Source organism: Citrobacter sp. KTE30 (genome assembly GCF_000398825.1).
Lineage (GTDB): Bacteria > Pseudomonadota > Gammaproteobacteria > Enterobacterales > Enterobacteriaceae > Citrobacter > Citrobacter freundii.
In genome coordinates, this window is record NZ_KB976055.1 from 2,316,013 (window position 1) to 2,336,936 (window position 20,924).

The window sequence follows — 20,924 nt, forward strand, 5'->3', positions numbered from 1 at the left end:
CTAGCCTCGACGTTAACTATATGTAAACAGGAAGATAACCATGTCACAAACCGTTCATTTCCAGGGCAACCCGGTTGCAGTTGCCGGCTCTATTCCTCAGGCTGGAAGCAAAGCTCAGGCTTTTACCCTTGTGGCTAAAGACCTGTCTGACGTTACGCTGGGCCAGTTCGCAGGCAAGCGCAAAGTGCTGAATATTTTCCCAAGCATCGATACCGGCGTTTGCGCGGCATCGGTACGTAAGTTTAACCAACTGGCGACAGAAATCGACAATACCGTCGTACTGTGCATCTCAGCCGACCTGCCATTCGCCCACTCTCGTTTTTGCGGCGCGGAAGGTCTGAGCAACGTTATCACGCTGTCCACCCTGCGCAACGCAGAATTCCTGAAAAACTACGGTGTTGAAATCGCTGAAGGCCCGCTGAAAGGCCTGGCCGCACGTGCCGTGGTCGTTATTGATGAAAATGATAACGTTGTTTTCAGCCAGCTGGTCAATGAAATCACCAACGAACCAGACTACACTGCTGCGCTGGACGTACTGAAAGCGTAAGCTGCGTCTGCATACAAAAATGCCTCCGCATGGAGGCATTTTCATTTACGGCATTACTCTTCGCTTTTTTTCTGCTGGCTCAGTCCATACTCACGCAATTTATTGGCAATTGCAGTATGCGAAACACCCAAGCGCTTGGCCAGCTTGCGCGTGCTGGGATAATTCATATACAGCTGCGTCAGCACGGAGCGTTCAAAGCGGCTGGTGATTTCATCCAGCGACCCTTCCATCACCTCTTCTCCGACAGCAACCGTTGCCGCATCGTAATCCGGCAGCAAAATATCCTGTGGTCGTAGCTCATAGCCTTCTAGCTGGGTCAGCGCCCGGTAGATCGCATTTTTAAGCTGACGCACGTTGCCCGGCCAGCCATAACGAGTTAGTACCGTGCTGAGATCTGCGGACAGTTTCGGACGCGGCACGCCCTGCTCGTCGGCAAAACGCGCCACAAACAGTTCGGTAAGCGGCATAATATCTTGTGGGCAATCGCGCAGCGGCGGCAGGTTTAGCGTTAGTACATTAAGACGATAATAGAGGTCTTCACGGAAAAGTCCTTTCTGCACCAGTTCCACAAGGTTCTTTTGCGTTGCGCAAATCACGCGAACATCAACATGAACTTCGTGATCTTCTCCCACACGACGGAACGTGCCGTCATTGAGAAAACGCAGCAATTTGGTCTGCATACGTGGCGACATTTCGCCAATTTCATCTAACAGAACCGAACCGCCATTCGCCTGCTCAAAGAAGCCTTTTTTACCTTCCGGCGCATGGCCAAACAGCTCGCTTTCAACCGCATCTTCAGGAATTGACGCGCAGTTCAGCGCCAGATACGGTTTTGAGGCACGCGGACTTGCCAGGTGGCAGGCATGAGCAAAGAGATCTTTGCCGGTGCCGGTATTACCGGTAATCAGCAGCGGCGCGCTCAGCGTCGCCAGCTTACGCGCCTGTTCCACCACATGTTTCATTTTGGCGCTGACGGCAATAATCTGGCTAAACGCGCTGAGATCCTGCGTAGTCATATTTTGCAGCTGGCGTCCCATTCGGATAGTGGAGCGCAACATCACCACCGCACCGGTCAGCATCTGCTCCTGATTTTCGCCCTGCAAATGGACAGGCGTAATTTCCATCAGGAAATTCTGTCCGTTAATCACGACATGTTCGCTCTGGGAATCCTGCGGATTGCTTTCCAGCCAGCGCTGGAAGTTAAACCCATTTATTAACTGGGCGGCGGTATGATTGCGCATCCGATCCTGAGTATGCGCGAAAAGCTGACAGCTCGCAGGGTTCGCCATCTCGACTTTGCTTTTCATATCCAGAGAAAGGACCGGTTCTGGCAACGCTTCAAGCAGCGCGCTCAGCGCCAGATGTTCACGTTCGGAAGGCATCCAGGGTACGGTACGCACATCCGTAACCCCTGAAATACGACGGATTTCAGCCATCAGACTGCTGAAGTTGGTGAACTCCAGCTCCGCAAAATTAAGGTAAATTCGCCCGATGGGGTCAATCTCGATACCGCGTAAATCAATGCTTCTCAGCACCAGTAAATCGAGCAGTTCGCGGGTCAGACCAAGACGGTCTTCACAAAAGACTTCCAAACGCATAGGAACCTTCACCTGGACAAGGGATTATGTGTTAAATGATAAGCCAGTATTTGGTTTGCAGGAAGAACTCTGTCAACAAATATTGACAGCGAGCTGGAAAATTGGGCGCCGGGGCGTAAAGTTAAACGATCGGCGCCTGTTTATAGCTAACTTTCGCGCGGAGATTTATTCTTTTGTAAGGTCTCTTTCACCTGACCAATCAGTTGGCGGCGGAAATCACCCAGCCGAGGCTTATCATCATCGATCCACGGTAGCGGTCGGCATAGTTCCATGGCTTTGATACCCAGACGCGCCGTTAATAAGCCCGCGCCAATGCCCTGAGCTGCACGTGTCGATAAGCGGGCGGCTAAATCCTGCGACATCCAGTCCATCCCTACTTCCCGCACCAGTTCACTGGCCCCGGCAAAAGCGATATTCAACAGCACCAGACGGAACAAACGCAGGCGGCTGTAATAACCCAGCTCAATGCCATACAGCGAAGCAATACGATTAATCAGCCGCAGATTGCGCCAGGCGATAAACGCCATATCCACCAGCGCCAGCGGGCTGACGGCAATCATCAGCGTGGACTCTGCCGCTGAACGGCTAATCTCACGCCGGGCTTGCGCATCCAGCACCGGCTGCACCAGATGGGCGTATAGACTGACCACTTCGCGATCGTTCTGCGTTTCATGAATTGAGGCATACCAGCGCTGCAATGCCGGATGAGACTGATCGATGCCCGCCTGCTGCGCCAGCTTTTCACAAAATGCACGGCCTTTTCCGGTTCCATGGCTGTGGAGCAGATCTCGCGCTTCATCGCGCTCGTGCGCGCGCTGACGCAATCGCCATAGCCGACGCCATTCGGTCGCCACTGATCCAACCCCTGCACCGATAATCAATGCGCCTGCGGCACATCCTCCCAGCGCGACCCAATCCTGAGTCTGCCAGGCATTCATGGTCCACTGCAAACCCTGAGCGACAACGCTCACGCCAAACAGCGCCAGGCCACCCATCACCATCTTACGCCACAGACTACGTTTAGGGCGAAGGGCCGCATCAATAACGGCTTCTGCCTGACCTTCGTCTTCCAGTGGTTCATCCACTGTCGCCGGAGAAAAAGTCTGCGCCTCCGTTTCGTTAAACATCTGCTGCGCTTTAAACGCCGCATTTTGTTCCACATCCAGCGGACCTGAAAAATCGATACGCGGTTTTAACGGCTCGCTCATCGCAATTTATCTCCTATTAAAAACTCCAGCGCGGTATCAAGACGAATATGCGGTAAGGGCTTATCGACATCCATCACCTGCGGGCGAAATGCCTCAAACTGGAAGCCCTGGCTGTCCCAAAACGCTTGTCCAGGTAAACGCGCGGGGACTTCACCAGGATAGACCGTCAGCGGTTCGCCATCGCTCAGACGATTACCACGCAGCGCGGGGATCTTCTCACCCTTCACATCGATCAGGCCGCTGGTGGTTGCCTGCACCGATGCCAGCCCCAGACAATCCATGCTGATGCCTTCGAACGCAGCGTTTTGCCAGGCATCCTGGATCAACTGCTGTAAAAGCGACACCATATTGGCGTGCTGATCGACCGTGACATGGTCAGCTTTGGTGGCGGCAAACAGCAGTTTGTCGATCACCGGAGAAAACAGCCGACGAAACAGCGTGCGCTGTCCATAATGGAAACTTTGCATCAGTTGGGTCAGCGCCAGACGCATGTCGTTAAACGCCTGTGGCCCGCTGTTGAGCGGTTGCAGGCAATCGACCAGCACAATCTGACGATCAAAGCGCAGGAAGTGATTCTTATAAAATCCCTTCACGACTTTTTCACAGTAGTAATTAAACCTGTCGCGCAGCATGCCCGCATTGGTGTGTTTATCTGCCTGCGCCAGCTTCGATTCTCCCCAGGCATCAACGTCCGGCCACGGGAAGAATTGCAACGCAGGCGCGCCCGCCATATCTCCTGGCAGAACAAAACGGCCCGGCTGAATAAAGTGCAGTCCCTGCTGCTTGCATTGATGCAGATACTCCGTCCAGGCAGCAGCAATTTCCGCCAGACGGTTTTCGTCAGCAGGTGCCAGTGGATCCAGCCCGTGGCTTAACTGCCGCCATTTTGCCGACCATTCGCCACGCTGACCCTGTAATAATCCGGTCATTTGCCGCGACCAGCTCAAATAATCCTGGGCCAGCATCGGTAAATCGAGTAGCCACTCCCCCGGATAATCGACGATTTCCAGGTACAGCGTGGAGGTGTCTTTAAAGTGGCGCAGTAATGAGTCATTAGACTTGTAACGCAGCGCCAGACGAATTTCACTCACACCGCGCGTTGGTGTCGGCCAGGTCGGCGGAGAGCCATACAGCTGCGCCAGTCCTTCATCATAGGTAAAGCGCGGAATACCAAAGTCGCGTTGTGGAACCCGTTTCACGCCAAGCAGACGCTCTTCGCGCACGCAACTGAGCAACGGCAAACGCGCACCGGCATGAATATTGAGTAACTGATTTACCATTGCGGTGATAAACGCCGTTTTACCGCTCCGGCTAAGTCCGGTGACAGCCAGGCGTAAATGCCGGTCTACGCCGCGATTAACCAGCGAATTGAATTCATTTTTAAGTCGCTTCATCGCCATCCCGTTTTGCTGAAGGAACCGAAGAAATTATAACAAACAGGAAGTAAAGATAGGGGTCAATTCTTACTTATCAACTACCTGAGCTGTATCAGGCGGCATTATTCTTACCGCCTGTAGCAGAATGAATGTGGGCGGTTTATTTATTCTCTACTTTAGGAAGCGCTATCTGATTGATGCCACCTTCGTTGGTCACCTGCGTGTAGCCCATTTCAGTCAGCATATCTTTCGCCTGCCCTGATTGACGCCCGGAGTTGCAATAGAGCTTCACGGTATCGTTCTTATCTGGAACTTCAGTTACGATACGCGCCTTGATCTCTTTTAACGGGATGTTGACAGCCCCCTGAATATGCTGCTGTTGGTACTGTTCAGGAACGCGAACATCAATCCAGTGCTCGGCAGCATAAACCGGCATGCCAATAACCAGTGCCAACGCTAATACGCTTTTCTTCAACATAATATCTTCCTGACTGATAGTTGGATTTAACCCTTACACTATACGCCAGTTCTTAAGAAAATATTGCGACCGCATTATCACCGTCCGCACCCGTGGACGATTGTTCCTCAGCACGCACATAGTGCGGTTAGCCTTTTGATTTTCCAACTCGCATTCCGAGATTGTTGTCATTCGCCACTTAACTCCATAATATGTCCGCCATTGACTCTCGGACGGAGCTTGGGATCTATGTCTCCTACCATTTATGATATTGCACGAGCCGCTGGCGTATCAAAATCCACGGTATCGCGCGTGCTTAATAAGCAAACCAACATCTCGCCGGAGGCGCTTGAAAAGGTGCTGCGCGCAATTGATGAGTTACAGTATCAGCCTAATAAACTAGCTCGCGCGCTTACCTCTTCCGGATTTGATGCAATAATGGTGATATCCACCCGTTCTGCAAAAACAACTGCCGGTAATCCGTTTTTCTCTGAAGTATTGCATGCAATTACTGCCAAGGCTGAAGAAGTCGGTTTTGATGTCATATTGCAGACGTCGCGAAGCACCGAAGATGATTTACAAAAATGTGAGAGCAAAATTAAGCAGAAGTTGATCAAAGGGATCATTATGCTGAGCTCTCCTGCCGATGAATCATTTTTTGCTCGGTTGGATAAATACAACGTCCCGGTTGTGGTTATCGGGAAGGTTGAAGGTGACTACACTAATGTCTATTCTGTAGACACCGATAATTATCGCGACAGTATTACGCTGACAAATGCGCTGATTGAGAGTGGCCACCGTAATATAGCCTGTTTGCATGCACCGCTTGACGTTCATGTTTCTATCGATCGCGTTAACGGTTATAAATCCAGCCTTCAGGCACATAATATTAAAATGCGCGATGAGTGGGTTATTGACGGGGGGTATACTCATGAAACCGCCCTACTTGCTTCTCGAAAATTACTTAGTCAGCAACCGTTACCCGATGCCGTATTTGCGACAGACAGCTTGAAGTTAATGAGTTTATATCGCGTAGCGGCCGAGAAAAACATTTCCATTCCAAAGCAACTTGCCGTTGTAGGCTATAGTAATGAGCTACTTTCTTTTATGCTCACACCAGTTCCTGGTGGAATTGATGTACCTACTCAGCAGTTGGGTGAACAAAGTTGTAATTTATTATTTAATCTGATTGCAGGTGAAAAAGGATTACAGAATATCACGGTGAGAACGCAAATATCATTGGCGGACTCACTGGTGTAAAAACAGGGGCATAATAATGCCCCTGTTCATTTTTAGAATGCGTAGTTCACGCCTATGCCAGCATAATGGAACCTGTCGCTTTCACCTTCGTCATGATCTTCCCATTCATAAGCATACTCCAGAGACATTGATAAACCGTTCTGGAAATCATACGCATACAATAAACCGAGGCGATTGAAATTATGGCCTTCGCGTTCAGGATCATCCTGCCAGTCCCAGTTTGACCAGCGATCAAGCCCGATACGGGTATACGGCGTCAGGGTTGTATTGCCGAAGGACAGAGGCAGATAAGCACGAATTTCCTGGGTTGAGAACTCACCATTATTACGCGAATCTGCCAGATTAAAGCCGCGTTCAAGGTAATAGTTGACCGTTAACCCTACTGTTTTGTTAAACGTATAATTCAACCCGCTCTCACTTTCGACGCGGCTATCAGAGTAGCCGGTGGTGCTCAAATCATTAACGAATTGATACATCGCAAACCAGCCGCTAAAGCGCAGATCATCGGTAAGTTTAACATCCCAATCTGGCTGCACTTTCCAGCGCTGCATATTAGCTGTATCTTTTCCGGGTTCATTGACATAGTGATAACCGTAATTACGAAAGCCACCGGTCAGACCGAAATTAACATTCTCGCTTTCAAGGAATTGATAGCGGACTTCCAGTTCAGGGCGGTCAAACCATGTACCGCGCTTGCCCTCGCTGTAATCAACCGGTCCTTCCTGGTAATAGGCCAGCGATATTTTCCACGGCCCATTGGACGCATTAAAATAGACGGACGGCTCAGCCAGTCCATCCATATCTTCGCCCTGACCTTCAACGTTTTCTATTTCGTACATAGCACCGATATTAAAGTGCCAGTCATTCTTTTCAGCAGCCTGCGCGCAGGCCATTCCTGCGCTCATAATCAGCGCAGTCGCGGACAGTAGGGTTTTCATTATTATTCCTTGTTAAAATACTCGCAAAAATGCCCCAAGGCGCGGGGGATTATTATCCCCCGGAATTTTATTGAATAGCCACTTCAGTTTCAGTATCAAAGAAATGGCATTTCGCCATATCAAAATGAATAGTGATGTTTTCTCCTGCGTGATAATCATTCACTGCCCCAGCACGGACCACTAACTCATGCCCCCCAACAATGGTATAAAGCATAAATTCAGCGCCAGTTAATTCTGCAACGCTAATTTTTGCCGGTACACTATTTTCATTATTAAGCTGCGGAAGTATATCTTCAGGGCGAATTCCCAGCGTGACCGCCTGATGTTCATAACCCTGTTCTTTTAATTGTGCTAATTTATTCTCTGGAATCGTTAATTTTAGTGTTTCAGTAACAAACTTGTCACCGTCAATCGCGCCACGAATAAAGTTCATGGCCGGTGAGCCAATAAATCCTGCGACAAACATATTTGCTGGGTGGTTATAAACTGTTTTCGGCGCACCAACCTGCTGAACAATACCATCCTTCATAATCACAATACGCGTCGCCATCGTCATGGCTTCTGTTTGATCGTGGGTAACATATATCATGGTGGTATTGAGTTTCTGATGCAGCTTGCTTATTTCTGCCCGCATCTGTACGCGAAGTTTGGCATCGAGATTCGATAAGGGTTCATCCATCAGGAAGACCCCTGCCTCACGAACAATCGCACGCCCCAGTGCCACACGTTGACGCTGACCACCGGATAACGCACCCGGTTTACGTTGCAGATAATCGCGCAGGCCAAGGATTTGCGCCGCCCAGTTGACACGTTCCTCAATCACGGCAGGGGCAATTTTCTGCATTTTCAGGCCAAACGCCATGTTGTCATAGACTGTCATGTGCGGGTACAACGCGTAGTTCTGAAAGACCATCGCAATGTTGCGCGATTTCGCCGGCACATCGTTCATCCGTTTACCGTCAATCAGCAGATCGCCACCGCTGATCTCCTCCAGACCGGCGATCATGCGCAACGTCGTTGATTTCCCACAGCCTGAAGGGCCAACAAAAACAATAAACTCTTTGTCTTCAATTTCCAGATTGAAGTCTTTAACAACGTGTACCTGGTTGTCGTAAATTTTTTGAATGTGTTGCAACGAAAGCTGTGCCATGTTGAATCCTTTACTTGTCGTGTTGCCAGAGAGCCGATAAGCACGGCCACGTCAGAAATTCGGTTGAAGGAAGTTGCAAGCTTGCTCCGTTCAGCCCCGTACCAATGCCAACAGAGAGCATGCCGCAGGCGTTGATCGCATCAATACCCGCCTGAGCATCTTCTATGCCAATACACTGCTGCGGGTCAGCGCCAAGGCCGGCACAGGCTGCCAGAAAAATCTCCGGATCCGGTTTCGAGCGAGAAATTAGCGCGGCATCCGCACAGAAATCAAAATAAGATTTAAGATCAAGCGCTTGTAAAATCGCAGGGGCATTGAGCGACACAGAGGCCAGCCCCACCGGAATCCGCTCTTCCCGCAACGTCATCAGCAGCTCACGTATTCCCGGCAATACCGAGTTCACCGTCAACTGGCGCAAAGAATGGACATACAGTCTGTTTTTTCTCTCGGCCAATTGTGCGCAAACCTCAGGTGTAAACTCTCCCGCTTTCCCGCCATATTGCAAAATACGCTGTAGCGATTCGCCGCGACTAATCCCTTTCAGGCTGTCATTAAATGCCTCGTTAATCGCAATCCCTATTTCACCGGCTACCTGCCGCCAGGCGAGAAAATGCAGATGTGCAGTGTCGGTAATCACGCCATCTAAATCAAAAATGATGGCCTGTGGTTTGAGGATCATTCATCATCCCCTTTCGTGGTAGCGGTCCCATAAGTGGGCGAAATAATGGCGTCATTGCAGATAACTATCTCCCCCTGAACAGAGATCTTTTCCCCTTTTACCCAAAGAGTAATCTGCTCGGCGCTGTTAATACGGATTTCAGTTGCATTGATGGTTACCTGCAAATCGATACCCTGCCAGCGCAGTGGGAAAGACAGTGTTTGCCAATGTTCCGGTAATGCAGGGGCAAGATGTAACTCCCCATGGCGAACATTCACTCCGGCAAATCCCTGGATAGCGCCCAACCAGATTGCGCCCGTTGCCGCCGCATGAATACCATCATCGCAGCTGTGCGGGTCATCCCCGAGATCGATTAGCGAACCTTCGCGCCAAAACCGATACCCCTGAGCCGAATCACCACAACGCGCAGCCACAATCCCGTGAATCGCCTTACTCAAAGAGGAGTCGTGAATCGTACGTGGCTCGTAATAACGCAGGTTAGCCAGACAGGTTTGCGGGCTAAATTGCTCCGGCAACATGTAGGTCAGCATCACGACATCAGCCTGTTTGAGAATTTGCATCTCATTGACTTCTGCACGGGAGTAATCGAGCAAAATGGTCTGCTTGCCCGCTTTGGCTTTGTACTGCGACAGATCGATAACCGGTTTGTTCAGGAAGGTATCATCCTGAGGAAGCACGCCATCGGGCTGCACTTCCGGTCGCCAGAGATACTGTAAAAAATGCTCTGCGCGATGAATAAACGTGTCATCGCCACAGCCCAACCGACGGGCAAAACCCAGCGCCTGCTCTACGTTGTACCTGGCCATGTAGTTGGTGAACGCATTGTTGTTCACATGCTCAGTGTATTCATCCGGGCCAATCACATCGTGGATCTCTAAACGATCGTTGACCATGACAGCCCTGCTAATCCAGAACTTCGCCGTTTCCAGCAGTAGCGTCATGCCCTCACGGGTCATGAAGTTTAGATCCCCTGTGGCATGCCAGTAATTGATTACCGCCCAGGCAACATCCGCCACGAGGTGATGTTCAGCCTGTGCGGAGGCCACTTTTTGCCGCAGCCCGGTACGGATGTTGATCGCCGCGAATTCAGGCGTTTCCTCATCACCGCTGCGAGCGCTTTCCCACGGGAACAACGCGCCCTGCCAACCGTTACGGCGGGCTTTCTCACGCGCGCCCGGCAAATTATGCCAGCGGTAACGCAATAGACCTCTCGCGGTTTTCGGTTCGGTAAACAAGTGAAACGGTAACAAAAAGACCTCAGTATCCCAGAAGATGTGGCCTTTATACCCTTCCCCCGTCAGACCTTTGGCCGCAATACTGCTGCGCTCATCATGGTCTGGGGTCATCACACGCAGATGATAGAGGGCATAGTCCAGCGCGCGCTGATCGCTAATATCAGAGCTGGTAACCTGAACGCGACGAGTTTGCCACCAGGCATGCCAGTTGGCGCTCGACTCAGCCAACAGAGCGTCATATCCCTGTTGCGCGCATGCTTCAATGTTACGCAGCGACTGGCATCCCCAGGTCTCAAGCGACAGGTTGCGTTCGCTCGTCCAGTCAACCCAACTCATTTTCGTCAGCGTGACGCGCTGCCCGGCTTGCGCCTGCACGGTGTTGTGTTGTAACAACCGACGTTCTTTCGCGGTGAAGCAGCGCTGCGCTGCGCCGTCGACGTCACAATATGAGGTGATCGCGATATCGTTGCGATTGTCCTGGGTTGTGTAAATGCCCTGCAGAAGATGCTGACCAAATACTCTAATCTGTGTTTCATCCAGATGCTGACGACCATGATTGGTGATCGTGGCATCAATACCGGTTGAGATACCAATGCTGGCATCGGCATCCAGTGGCGTTACGACCACTTCCATAGCAAACAGCGGCAGCTTCTGTGCTGAGACAAACCGCCGACTCTCAATAGCGAAACGCGCCCCGCCAGGCGCATGCCAGATAAGCGCACGGCGCAATTCCCCGCTGGCAAAATCCAGTTCGCGATGCCAGCTTTCAATCACGCCGCTGGTTAGCGAGAAAATCTCGCCATTAAGCGTGATCTCCACTCCGACTACATCGGGTAGATTAACCAGTTCATTAATTTCGCCTTTACCCGCACGGTGATACAACCCAGCCAGATACATGCCACGAGTCTGTAAGGTGTAAGCTTCCTCGTGGCTGGCGCGAATTCCCATATACCCGTTACCGGTCGTCATGAGTGACGCATATTTATTCAGGCTATGTGGGCAAAATGCCGGTTCAGTTAGCATTACTGGCTTCGTCATAAGTCTACGTAGGTCCCTGTTTCAGCCGATTGGTACAGTGCGGCAACCAGTTGTTGAATAACGACGCCCTGCTCTGCGTCAGCAATAGTGACAGGCTCGCCCTGAACATGGTTAACGAAGGCTTCCATGCTGCGATAATGACGGTTGTCATCAGCCATCTCGCGCGCAAGCAGCACGTCAAGCGCACCATCACGGTCGGTGTAAACCTGGGCCGGGAATAACGTCGCCCCCGCCAAATCGCCGCAGAAATTAACGTTCATAATCGATTGTTCCGGGATATTCAGCGCGAAAGAGGTTTCCAGGCGCAGGATACCGCCGTTATGAAATTCAATCGTGCCGAACAAAGAATCCTCCACGGTATATGTGGTGGGATCCCATTTCCCAAACTGACCGCTGTTTTTAAGCGTGCCAATGCGCTGATAGCTGTGCGCGTTAACACGCTTTACCGCCGGGAACCCCAGCACATACATGGCGGCATCAAGCATATGAATACCAAGATCAATCAGCGGCCCGCCGCCCTGCAGTTCTTTGTTGGTAAACACTCCCCAGCCGGGCACGCCGCAGCGGCGCAAAGCGCGGACATTGGTGACATAGATTTCACCCAGAATACCGGCCATCACCTGCTCACGAAGTAGTTGCGTATCCAGCGCAAAACGATGATGAAAATCATAAGCCAGTACTTTTCCCACCCGACGCGCCGTTTTACACATTTCCAACGCCTCGTCTGGCGTCATTGCCGGAGGTTTCTCGCACATCACATGGCATCCAGCGTTCAATGCCAACATGGTGTGTTCATAATGAAAGCGATTGGGCGAGCAGATGCTGATGATATCTGGCTTAGCTTCGCGTAACATCGTTTGCGGATCGTCCCAAACCTGCGGATTACCGTATTTTTCTGCAAACAACCGCGCCTGTGACAGGCGGCTGTCGCAGACAGCCACCAGTTCCAGATCGTTGCGGGTGCAGTAGTACGAAGCATGAACTTTATCCGCCACCTGCCCGGCACCAATAATGGCGACACGTAACGGAGCGCTTGTCAGTGCACTTTTCACGGAAATCCTCTTAGCAAGTACGCAGCCAGGCCAGTGACTGACGATACGCTTCCGGCAGATTCTCTGCTCGTACGCGCCCTTCGTACACAACGTAGCCCTGATAATTATCTTCACGTAACTGGTCAAACAGTGCAGTGAAATCCAGCGTACCGCTTCCCGGCTGATAACGATGGTTATCCGCAATATGGACGTGACCCAGCAGATCGCGATTGTCGTGCAGCGCCTGTGCCATATCGTCTTCTTCGATATTCATATGGTAAAAATCACCAATGATTTGCACATGCTTCAGATTATTTTCCACGATATAGCGACGGGCATCCGCCAGGGTGTTGATCATATGATCCTGATAGCGGTTGAGCGGTTCCAGATACACCACCGTACCCGTACGCTGGGCAACTTTATCAAGATAAATCAATGAATCACTGATAGCTTTACGATCGCCTTCCTGGCTACGCGGAGAGGTCATCGGCGGTAGGCGGAAGGTAAACATGCCCCATGCAGCAGGTACAATAATGCCTTGTCCGCCAACTTCGGCCAGCGCTTCGAGAATGCGGGTAATCTGCCGCAACCCGTTTAAACGACGCTCTTCGATAAAATCACCGATCCAACCGTCATATCCTCCACAGGCAGTGGTAACAGGCAAACCTGTTTCTTTTATCGCCGCTTTTACTTCATCAAGGTTATTGACCAGCAACTTACCGTCAATTTCAAAACCGTCAAACCCCATCTCTTTGATATAACGGAATTTCTCGAGAATATTTTCCGGGAAAAAAGCCTGATTCTGTGTTCCAATTTTCATCTTCTGCATTCCTTAATTAAAACGTCACACCCATTTTGATGCTCTTTTCCGGATGGCGATCGACATACTGCATATAGCTTTCCGGGCTGCTGGCGAAAGTCACTACCGGGTCGATCAGTTCTTCACAGTTCAGGTAACCGTTCATCAACAGTTCCCAGCAGGTCTCCTCAATACGCTTGCGGCTCCAGCGCGGATAATCTGGATTCGGTTCACTGCAGGCGCGAGAGAAGACAATTTTGGCGTTGTTGAAGTGCGCTTCACGCCCCAGGTTGAAACCTTCAGCAAAAGGTTTCGCGAAAGCGACATAGGAAATGGTTCCACCATAGGCCAGACCGCGTAACGCCGACTGCAGCGCATCTGCATAGCCACTGGTTTCGATGATCACATCTGCGCCCTGCTTACCGGTCAGCTTCTTAATTTCCATGCCTACATCGGTGCCAATCGGATTCAGACAGAAATCCGCGCCATGGCGACGCGCGATATCGCAGCGATGGGCAATCGGATCCACGCCGATGACCACTGAAGCTCCCGCTTTCTTAGCCAGTTGCACGGCAATCTGGCCAATTGCGCCTAAGCCCACGACGACCACAAAGTCACCGACGCGCACATTGGCGTCGCGCACACCGCTCATGGCGAACTGTGCCGGGTCATAGCACACGGCATTTTTCCACGAACTGCCTTCAGGCATTTTGCGCAGTTTGTAGTTGTTCACCGCATTAAAAATAACCGTTTCAGCCAGAGGACCGTAGCCGCAAACTGAATCGCCAACGGCGTATTCGGTCACATCGCTGCCACACTCAATAACATCGCCCACCACCATATTGCCAAGCTGGAATTTACCGAATTCGATCCCGCGTGGTGCCTCTTCCGGACGCGGCATAAACATTTGCCATTCACCGTTAAAATCTTCGTCAATAAACGGGCTGGCAGCGCGAAAATCGACCACTTCCGTGCCATGTTTCGGCGCGCCAAATTTAACGCGAACTTTAACTTCATTGGCGGATACCGCTCTGTCTTCATATTCCACCAGCGCTGCAACGCGCGGTTCTGTGGCAACTAACTTCTTCATTTACAACTCCTTAATTAAACTGGCCGCTTAGCCTTTCACGCCGCCAGCGGTCAAACCACTTTTAATAAAACGTTCGGAAAGCGCATACATAATGACCACCGGCAATGCAGTGACTAACGATGCAGCCATCATGCGTCCCCAGATATAGTCAGGTGTACTGAACAGCGCGTTCAGACCGACCGGTAAGGTAAAATTGCTGGCGCTGGAAAGGAAAATCGAAGCAAACAGATAGTCATTCCACGCCACCATAAAGCAGTACACAAAGACCGAAACCAGACCAGACATTGCCAACGGCACGGTAATACGAAAGATGATCTGCAGACGGTTCAACCCATCCATCATCGCGGCTTCTTCGATCTCATCCGGAATGGTGTCGAAATAGCTTTTCAACATGAACACTGCGGTCGGCAGCGTCTGGGTGACCATAGTGATAATCAACGCCATTTCGGTGTCGTAGATGCCGAGTGCCGAAATGATCTTGAATAACGGCACCACCAGCAGGATCCCCGAAAACATGTACACCGTGTAAAAACTGGCATTGATGGTCATTCGTCCCTTAAAACGCAGGCGGGAAAGCGCATACGCCCCGAGCACGCCCAGAAATACCGCCACCACCGAAGAAGTCACCGATACCACCAGGCTATTACGGAAGTAGTCAACAAACGGGAAAATCATCGGGTTGAAGATGTCGATGTAATGTTCCAGCGTCCATTGCTGCGGTAACAGCGTCGGATGCAGCGAAATCGCCTCTTTTGCGCTTTTAAATGAGGTCATCAGCATCACAAAAAATGGAAATAACGTGATGCCCAGGAAGACAATTAATCCACAGTAAAAGCCAATGCGGCCAAGCGTGCGCTTATTTGTTGCCATTGAGGTTCACCCGTTTTCTGGTCAGCAGGATAACAGCGAAAATGATGACGAAGAGGACAACAGAAATCGCGGCTGCTTTACCTAAGTCATTAAATGCAAACGCTGTTTTATAGAGATAGACCCCGAGAATATCGACTTTAGTGGTCAGCAGATAAACATCGGCGAACATATAAAACATCCAGATCGTACGCAGTGTGACTACGGTCGCCAGTACCGGCATGATCGCTGGCAGCGTGACGATGCGAAACCGTTGCCAGGCGTTCGCGCCATCCATTTCTGCCGCCTCATACAACGATTTATCAATAGTCTGTAAAATCGCCAGAAACGAGATAAAGGCATACGGGAAGTAGCGCCAGATGGCGAACAACACGACCAGCGCGAAGCTGCTACCGGGATTGTCGAACCACAGCGGAGCCTGATCGTAGAGATGCAACAGATCCACGCCGAGGTAGTTCACAATGCCGTAGCCGTTGTTGAACATGTATTTCCAGGCAAACACCAGCGAAATTGATGGCGTTACGTAAGAGAGGATGACCAGTGAGCGCGCAGTTTTCCGCAGACGAAACTCACGGTTAAAAAACATCGCCACTCCCAGCCCCAGCACCGTGCTCCCTGCCACAACCAGCGCGGTATACCAGACCGTCATCCACAGCGAATGCCAGAATCCGGGATCGGATAAGATACGGATATAGTTGCTCAGCCCGACAAACGTAGACTCAATTTGCGGATTAAGCGGCAAACGCATAAAGCTGATTTCGATGTTAGATATCATTGGCCACGCCACTAAACCGCCCAATAACAGCAAGCTGGGCGCCAGCAGCAGCATGGCAAATGGCATATCAGATCGACCTGAAAAGAACTTATTCATCACGGCTTTCCATTTCCCCATTAGCGCTGTTCAACGAGGTCATCCAGTTTTGTCTGGCTTGCCTTGATGGTCGATGAAAGGTCAGCTTTTCCTACCGTGACGTTGTGCACCATGGTACTCACGATGCCGGAGCCGGTTACGTCGCCCATGCGGGTAAAGTTCTTATCACCGACGGCACCAAAGACCTGAATATTTGGCAGTTCGGCAATCAGTTGATCGGGTAATTCACCCAGCGCTTTGATAACAGCGTTATCTTTCCACGTCGAAGTATTCACCACCGCTTTGTTGACCGGCAGCGCCGCCCCTGGCGACATCATGACCCAGTCCGCAATGTTGTCTGCCTGCTCCATAAAGGTGACAAATTTCTCTGCCGCTTCTGTTTCTTCGGTTTTTTGACCTGCGGTAATGGTCAGCGACGTCAGCATGCCGTAAACAGCGGAATTTTTTTCCGTCGGCACCATAAAGCCAACATTTTTAGGATCGCCCTCTTTGATCACCGCCGGGAGGATATAGGTGGAATAAATCGCCATTGGCGCCGTGCCGTTCATGAAAGCATCTTTGACTTCCATGATGTCGTTCGAACCAGGCATAGTGTTCATGGCAAGTTGGCGGTAATACTGCAACGCCTGCGCCATTTCAGGTGTGTCGAGCGTAATCTTTCCCTGCGCATCAAAAACGTTGGCCTGGTTAGAGAGCGCAAACTGGGAGAATGACTGTTCGGTCAAAACGCTTTCTGCCGTCGGCAGCGCAATGCCGTATTTCTTACTGCCAGGATTGTTGAGCTTCTGCGCCACGTTTAGCAATTGCTGCCAGTCTTTTGGCTCTTCCAGTCCGGCTTTTGCCAGCACATCTTTGCGGTACCAGATCCCGCCAATCCAGGCGCTGACCGGAACCCCGGTCCATGCACTACCGTCTTCAGTGCGTACAATACGCAGGACACCATCATAAAAAGTTCCCTCACCTACACCGTTGATGACCTGCGCTACCGCTTTACGGTCGATGAGGGATTCTTTATCCATAACTTTCGCGTAGTCATGGCTGGTTTCAATGACTTCAGGTAGTGAACCGCTGCGCGCCAGGGTGATGACCTTGGTGTTGTAAGCATCTTCTTCCACAGGAACCTGTTTGACGCTGATGCCCGGGTTTTCTTTTTCAAAACGCTCAATCAGTTTTGCAATGACCGCCTGCCGCTCCTGCTCAACAGAAGAGTGCATAAATTCAATCGCGACAGAGGACTTTTTATCATCCTTACACCCGGAAACCAGGGCGCAGGAAACCAGTGCTGAAATCAGCACAATTTTAGCTTTAAGCATGAAATGTTCCTTTTTATTACTTAACCCACATGACCTGCCAGGCGTACAACGTTAATTCCTTACCGGAAATAGTTTTACCGCCAATCAAATCAACTCCATTTTCTATATCAATACGAATGGTTTGAGTATGACCGCTGACATTAAATAACCCGGTAATTTCCTCACCTGTTTCCGCAGTACGTTTAATTTGCATTACGGCTGGTGTAATACTGTTAATTTGAAAATCACTATCAGGATGAAATGCTTTATTATTACGACGTATTACAATTAGTCGGGATAACTCATGATAAATAGCGTGACGCAAACTGGTTTCATCTGCCAGCTCCGCTTCTATTTGTCTCACCTGATATTTTTTGCGGTTGATCGCGCGGTTATAACCGAACGTCTCAACACCTTTATAATCATTGCGTGATCCAAGTATGCTTTGAATGTAAACCGCCGGCACGCCTGGAAAACTCAGCAAAATGGCATGTGCGAGAATAAAGCGAGAAAACCGTTCGGCATCGCTACAATTACCAGGGGTTAGCGCATCCATATATGTCACGTTAATTTCATACGGGCTGCGACTGCCATCAGGGTTATTTTTCCAGTTAACCAGCGCACCTTCCTGTTGTAGTTCTGTCACCAGCCGCATGATCTCGTCTTCAGGCAACAAACCGCGTAATGGGTTGAGACCAATGCCATCATGTGATGCGAGAAAATTAAACCAGGTTGTCTCACCAGACGGCAGCTCCAGTGATTGCGCCCACTGGCACAATATCGACGTGTCCTGGCGTTGTACCGCATGCAGCACCAGCGGCGGCAGCGAGAACTGGTACACCATATGCGCTTCATCATGGCCATTACCGTAGTAGGACACGTTATCCTTATGCGGGACGTTGGTTTCGGTAATAATCGCCGTACCAGGCGCCACGCAGTCCGCAATAGCGCGGAATAGTTTGATAAGCTGATGCGTTTTTTCCAGATGAATACAGCTCGTTCCAGGCTCTTTCCACATAAAGCCAACCGCATCCAGGCGAACATAATCTGCGCCCTGCTCAAGATAGCTCAGCAGCACATCGACCATCGCCAGTAATACCACCGGGTTGGCATAGTTGAGATCGATCTGGTCATCGCTGAACGTCGTCCATAAATGGCGCACGGTGTTATCTTTTAGCGTAAATGGTGTCAGTAACGGTAATGCGCGTGGACGTGTGACGTTGCTCAGGTCCGTATCAGGATCCATTGCAATAAAGAAATTTTCATAACCGTCAAGCTGTTGCAAATAATTATTAAACCACTCGCTTTTAGCTGACATATGGTTACAAACAAAATCAAACATCAGTCGACTGGACTCACCTAATTCCTTAATATCATTCCAGTCACCGGTTTCTTCGGCAACCTGATGGTAATTAATCACGGAAAAACCATCATCCGATGACCACGGATAAAATGGCAGAAGATGCACATGAGAAAATGTCGACTTAAACCATTCATTATAAAACTGATTAAACGTCGGCAACGGTTTTTTACCAACCCCGTGGAATTGATCGGCGTAGGTAATAAGCACCACATCGCCCTCATCCCAATGCGCTTTACGGATTTTTTTAATTAATCCCTGTGATTTCTCTAAACGTGCAAACAGCGCTTCATAGTGGCATGAAGTAAATGTATGACCATAAACTTCTGTCAGGCATTTTTGGATTTTTTGGTTCACCTTCGATTCTCGTGGTAGCGGTCCCATGAACCAAGAGACTACTCTGCGTAAAATAAGCTGTCAATTAGCTGAGGTGGTCTGAAGGGGGGTAAAAAAAGAATTTTGGCAGCCAAAAAATCGTATTTGTGAGCTGCCGCAAATTAACTGAGGGAATGTTGATTAATTGTTGCTTGCTTTTACTGATTCAAATATCAGGTTCGATTACCGGAATATCGTTTCGACAATTTTGCCGCTGCCCGACTCAACACAGGTTCCAGAACCAACGCCAGCAGCATTTTTAGCGGGCGTCGGGCGACGGATTTCACCGCCCACCCTGCTACCCCTGCCGGGCCGTAGCGAAGCGCCGTTAAAAGCACCAGCTTACCTGCTATTTTAAAGCCCGGCTTAACCCTTTGCCCGGCACGTTGCCAGCGATTGTTCATTTCTAACCTCACAATTGGCGGAAACGACTACGTAAGGAAAAAGTATCGGACGTCACATAACGTTCCATTTCACGCAAACGCTTTTCACTAGCCGCCAGCTCGCGATCGACGGCATCCAACAGCTCACCGCTTGATGGCTGCTGCTCGCCGGAAACTACATTGTCCGGCATCGGGTCCAACACAAATGTCAGCACGATATAGGCGACGAAGGTGAAAAAGGCCAGACCAAAAAAGACTGACAGCACCACCAGGATCCGTACCAGCTTCACAGGTACATCGAGATAATGCGCAATACCCGCACAAACCCCCTTCACCATGCCCTGCTGAGGAATACGCCACAGTTTTTTGTTCAGATTAACGCCCCCCATTAGCGGTCCCTCCAGTTTGGATGTTCAGCATCAAGGATGTCTTCCAGCGCCTGAATGCGCTCACGCATCCGCTGTGCGTCGTCGTTGAGTTCGACCAGACGTTGCTGTTCACTTTGCGACAGTTCACCACGGCTGGAACGGTTGCTGTAATGCAGCCAGAGCCAAATCGGTAAAACAAACAGCACAAAGATAGTTAACGGGATAGCCAGAAATAGCGCGCTCATGAGTACTCCTTACAGGTGATGAGCGGCGGCGCGATCGGGCGCCGCCAGATGTTATTATTGCTTGTCTTGCTGCATTTTGGCTTTAAGTTGCGCCAGCTGCTCGCTGATTTCATCATCTGCTTTCAGGTCAGCAAATTGCTGATCCAGGGACTTCTGTTTACCGAAATTATGGCTTTCAGCCTCAGCTTCCATCTGATCGATACGACGCTCGAAAGATTCAAAGCGCGCCATCGCTTCATCAAGTTTACCGCTGTCCAGTTGACGACGAACATCACATGAAGAACTCGCTGCCTGATGACGTAACATCAGTGCCTGCTGACGAGCACGGGTTTCACTGAGTTTATTTTCCAGCTCACCAATCTCTTTTTTCATACGCGCCAGCGTATCGTCAACCAGCGTGACTTCATGCTCCAGAGAGGCAATCAGGTCAGTCAATTTCTGTTTTTCGATTAACGCAGAACGCGCCAAATCTTCTTTCTCTTTGCGCAGAGCCAGCTCAGCTTTTTCTTGCCACTCTGCCTGTTGCGCGCTGGCCTGTTCGATACGACGAGATAATTGTTTCTTTTCTGCCAGAGCGCGTGCGGAGTTTGAACGCACCTCAACCAGCGTATCTTCCATTTCCTGGATCATTAACCGCACCAGCTTCTGCGGATCTTCAGCCTTTTCCAGCAACGCATTAATGTTGGCGTTCACGATGTCGGCAAAACGAGAAAAAATACCCATAATGTAATCCTCACTTACTGTTCTGATATCGGGC

At 50.4% G+C, this 20,924-nt stretch carries 21 protein-coding genes; 2 read left to right on the forward strand and 19 right to left on the reverse strand.

What is annotated here, in order from left to right:
- Nucleotides 1-40 precede the first annotated feature (40 nt).
- On the forward strand, nucleotides 41-547 hold the full coding sequence (gene tpx / locus WC1_RS12065) for a thiol peroxidase (protein WP_003020437.1): 507 nt from the start codon (nucleotides 41-43) through the stop codon (nucleotides 545-547).
- A gap of 53 nt (nucleotides 548-600) precedes the next feature.
- On the opposite strand, the gene tyrR is transcribed toward tpx, so the two are convergent.
- The 4 genes from tyrR to pspE form a co-directional block, all read right to left on the reverse strand.
- Nucleotides 601-2,145 (reverse strand): transcriptional regulator TyrR, encoded by a 1,545-nt coding sequence (gene tyrR / locus WC1_RS12060; protein ID WP_003020438.1) that lies wholly within the window; start codon nucleotides 2,143-2,145, stop codon nucleotides 601-603.
- A 146-nt stretch (nucleotides 2,146-2,291) separates the two neighbouring features.
- Complete coding sequence (locus WC1_RS12055) at nucleotides 2,292-3,353, reverse strand: YcjF family protein (RefSeq protein WP_016150314.1); 1,062 nt, start codon at nucleotides 3,351-3,353, stop codon at nucleotides 2,292-2,294.
- On the reverse strand, nucleotides 3,350-4,747 hold the full coding sequence (locus WC1_RS12050) for a YcjX family GTP-binding protein (RefSeq protein ID WP_016150315.1): 1,398 nt from the start codon (nucleotides 4,745-4,747) through the stop codon (nucleotides 3,350-3,352). The genes WC1_RS12055 and WC1_RS12050 overlap by 4 nt, the downstream gene beginning before the upstream one ends.
- Before the next feature lie 142 nt (nucleotides 4,748-4,889).
- Nucleotides 4,890-5,207, reverse strand: a complete 318-nt coding sequence (gene pspE / locus WC1_RS12045; protein ID WP_003020447.1) for a thiosulfate sulfurtransferase PspE — start codon at nucleotides 5,205-5,207, stop codon at nucleotides 4,890-4,892.
- A gap of 228 nt (nucleotides 5,208-5,435) precedes the next feature.
- Here pspE and WC1_RS12040 point away from each other — a divergent pair, with 228 nt between their 5' ends.
- Complete coding sequence (locus WC1_RS12040) at nucleotides 5,436-6,446, forward strand: LacI family DNA-binding transcriptional regulator (protein ID WP_016150316.1); 1,011 nt, start codon at nucleotides 5,436-5,438, stop codon at nucleotides 6,444-6,446.
- A 32-nt stretch (nucleotides 6,447-6,478) separates the two neighbouring features.
- On the opposite strand, the gene WC1_RS12035 is transcribed toward WC1_RS12040, so the two are convergent.
- From WC1_RS12035 to pspA, 15 genes are all read right to left on the reverse strand, one after another.
- The gene (locus tag WC1_RS12035) at nucleotides 6,479-7,384 is read right to left on the reverse strand and encodes an OmpG family monomeric porin (protein WP_016150317.1); all 906 of its coding nucleotides are present in this window, start codon (nucleotides 7,382-7,384) and stop codon (nucleotides 6,479-6,481) included.
- Between the two features lie 67 nt (nucleotides 7,385-7,451).
- A complete protein-coding gene (locus tag WC1_RS12030) occupies nucleotides 7,452-8,534 on the reverse strand; it encodes an ABC transporter ATP-binding protein (RefSeq protein WP_016150318.1) in 1,083 nt (360 codons plus the stop codon).
- 10 nt (nucleotides 8,535-8,544) lie between these two features.
- Nucleotides 8,545-9,213: a beta-phosphoglucomutase gene (pgmB, locus tag WC1_RS12025; RefSeq protein WP_016150319.1), complete on the reverse strand. Its 669-nt coding sequence runs from the start codon at nucleotides 9,211-9,213 to the stop codon at nucleotides 8,545-8,547.
- Nucleotides 9,210-11,486, reverse strand: coding sequence for a glycoside hydrolase family 65 protein (locus WC1_RS12020; RefSeq protein WP_016150320.1), 2,277 nt, complete (start codon nucleotides 11,484-11,486; stop codon nucleotides 9,210-9,212). Before WC1_RS12020 ends, pgmB begins: the two co-directional genes overlap by 4 nt.
- Entirely contained in the window at nucleotides 11,483-12,538 is a 1,056-nt protein-coding gene (locus WC1_RS12015) for a D-glucoside 3-dehydrogenase (protein ID WP_016150321.1), read from the reverse strand. The genes WC1_RS12020 and WC1_RS12015 overlap by 4 nt, the downstream gene beginning before the upstream one ends.
- A 10-nt stretch (nucleotides 12,539-12,548) precedes the next feature.
- Nucleotides 12,549-13,337, reverse strand: a complete 789-nt coding sequence (locus WC1_RS12010) for a 3-dehydro-D-guloside 4-epimerase (protein WP_003843971.1) — start codon at nucleotides 13,335-13,337, stop codon at nucleotides 12,549-12,551.
- Nucleotides 13,338-13,353: 16 nt separating this feature from the next.
- The gene (locus WC1_RS12005) at nucleotides 13,354-14,406 is read right to left on the reverse strand and encodes a D-guloside 3-dehydrogenase (RefSeq protein ID WP_003843972.1); all 1,053 of its coding nucleotides are present in this window, start codon (nucleotides 14,404-14,406) and stop codon (nucleotides 13,354-13,356) included.
- A 27-nt stretch (nucleotides 14,407-14,433) separates the two neighbouring features.
- Nucleotides 14,434-15,276 carry a carbohydrate ABC transporter permease gene (locus WC1_RS12000; RefSeq protein ID WP_016150322.1) on the reverse strand — a complete coding sequence of 281 codons (843 nt, stop codon included), beginning with the start codon at nucleotides 15,274-15,276 and terminating at the stop codon, nucleotides 14,434-14,436.
- A complete protein-coding gene (locus WC1_RS11995; protein WP_003840754.1) occupies nucleotides 15,263-16,144 on the reverse strand; it encodes a carbohydrate ABC transporter permease in 882 nt (293 codons plus the stop codon). The genes WC1_RS12000 and WC1_RS11995 overlap by 14 nt, the downstream gene beginning before the upstream one ends.
- Before the next feature lie 20 nt (nucleotides 16,145-16,164).
- Complete coding sequence (locus WC1_RS11990) at nucleotides 16,165-17,457, reverse strand: ABC transporter substrate-binding protein (RefSeq protein WP_003840753.1); 1,293 nt, start codon at nucleotides 17,455-17,457, stop codon at nucleotides 16,165-16,167.
- Nucleotides 17,458-17,473: 16 nt separating this feature from the next.
- A complete protein-coding gene (locus WC1_RS11985) occupies nucleotides 17,474-19,180 on the reverse strand; it encodes a sugar phosphorylase (RefSeq protein WP_016150324.1) in 1,707 nt (568 codons plus the stop codon).
- 164 nt (nucleotides 19,181-19,344) lie between these two features.
- Nucleotides 19,345-19,575 carry a phage shock protein PspD gene (gene pspD / locus WC1_RS11980; RefSeq protein WP_003020493.1) on the reverse strand — a complete coding sequence of 77 codons (231 nt, stop codon included), beginning with the start codon at nucleotides 19,573-19,575 and terminating at the stop codon, nucleotides 19,345-19,347.
- An 8-nt stretch (nucleotides 19,576-19,583) separates the two neighbouring features.
- A complete protein-coding gene (gene pspC, locus WC1_RS11975; RefSeq protein ID WP_003020497.1) occupies nucleotides 19,584-19,943 on the reverse strand; it encodes an envelope stress response membrane protein PspC in 360 nt (119 codons plus the stop codon).
- Nucleotides 19,943-20,167, reverse strand: coding sequence for an envelope stress response membrane protein PspB (gene pspB, locus WC1_RS11970; RefSeq protein WP_003020509.1), 225 nt, complete (start codon nucleotides 20,165-20,167; stop codon nucleotides 19,943-19,945). The genes pspC and pspB overlap by 1 nt, the downstream gene beginning before the upstream one ends.
- A gap of 54 nt (nucleotides 20,168-20,221) precedes the next feature.
- Complete coding sequence (gene pspA, locus WC1_RS11965; protein ID WP_016150325.1) at nucleotides 20,222-20,890, reverse strand: phage shock protein PspA; 669 nt, start codon at nucleotides 20,888-20,890, stop codon at nucleotides 20,222-20,224.
- Nucleotides 20,891-20,924 lie beyond the last annotated feature (34 nt).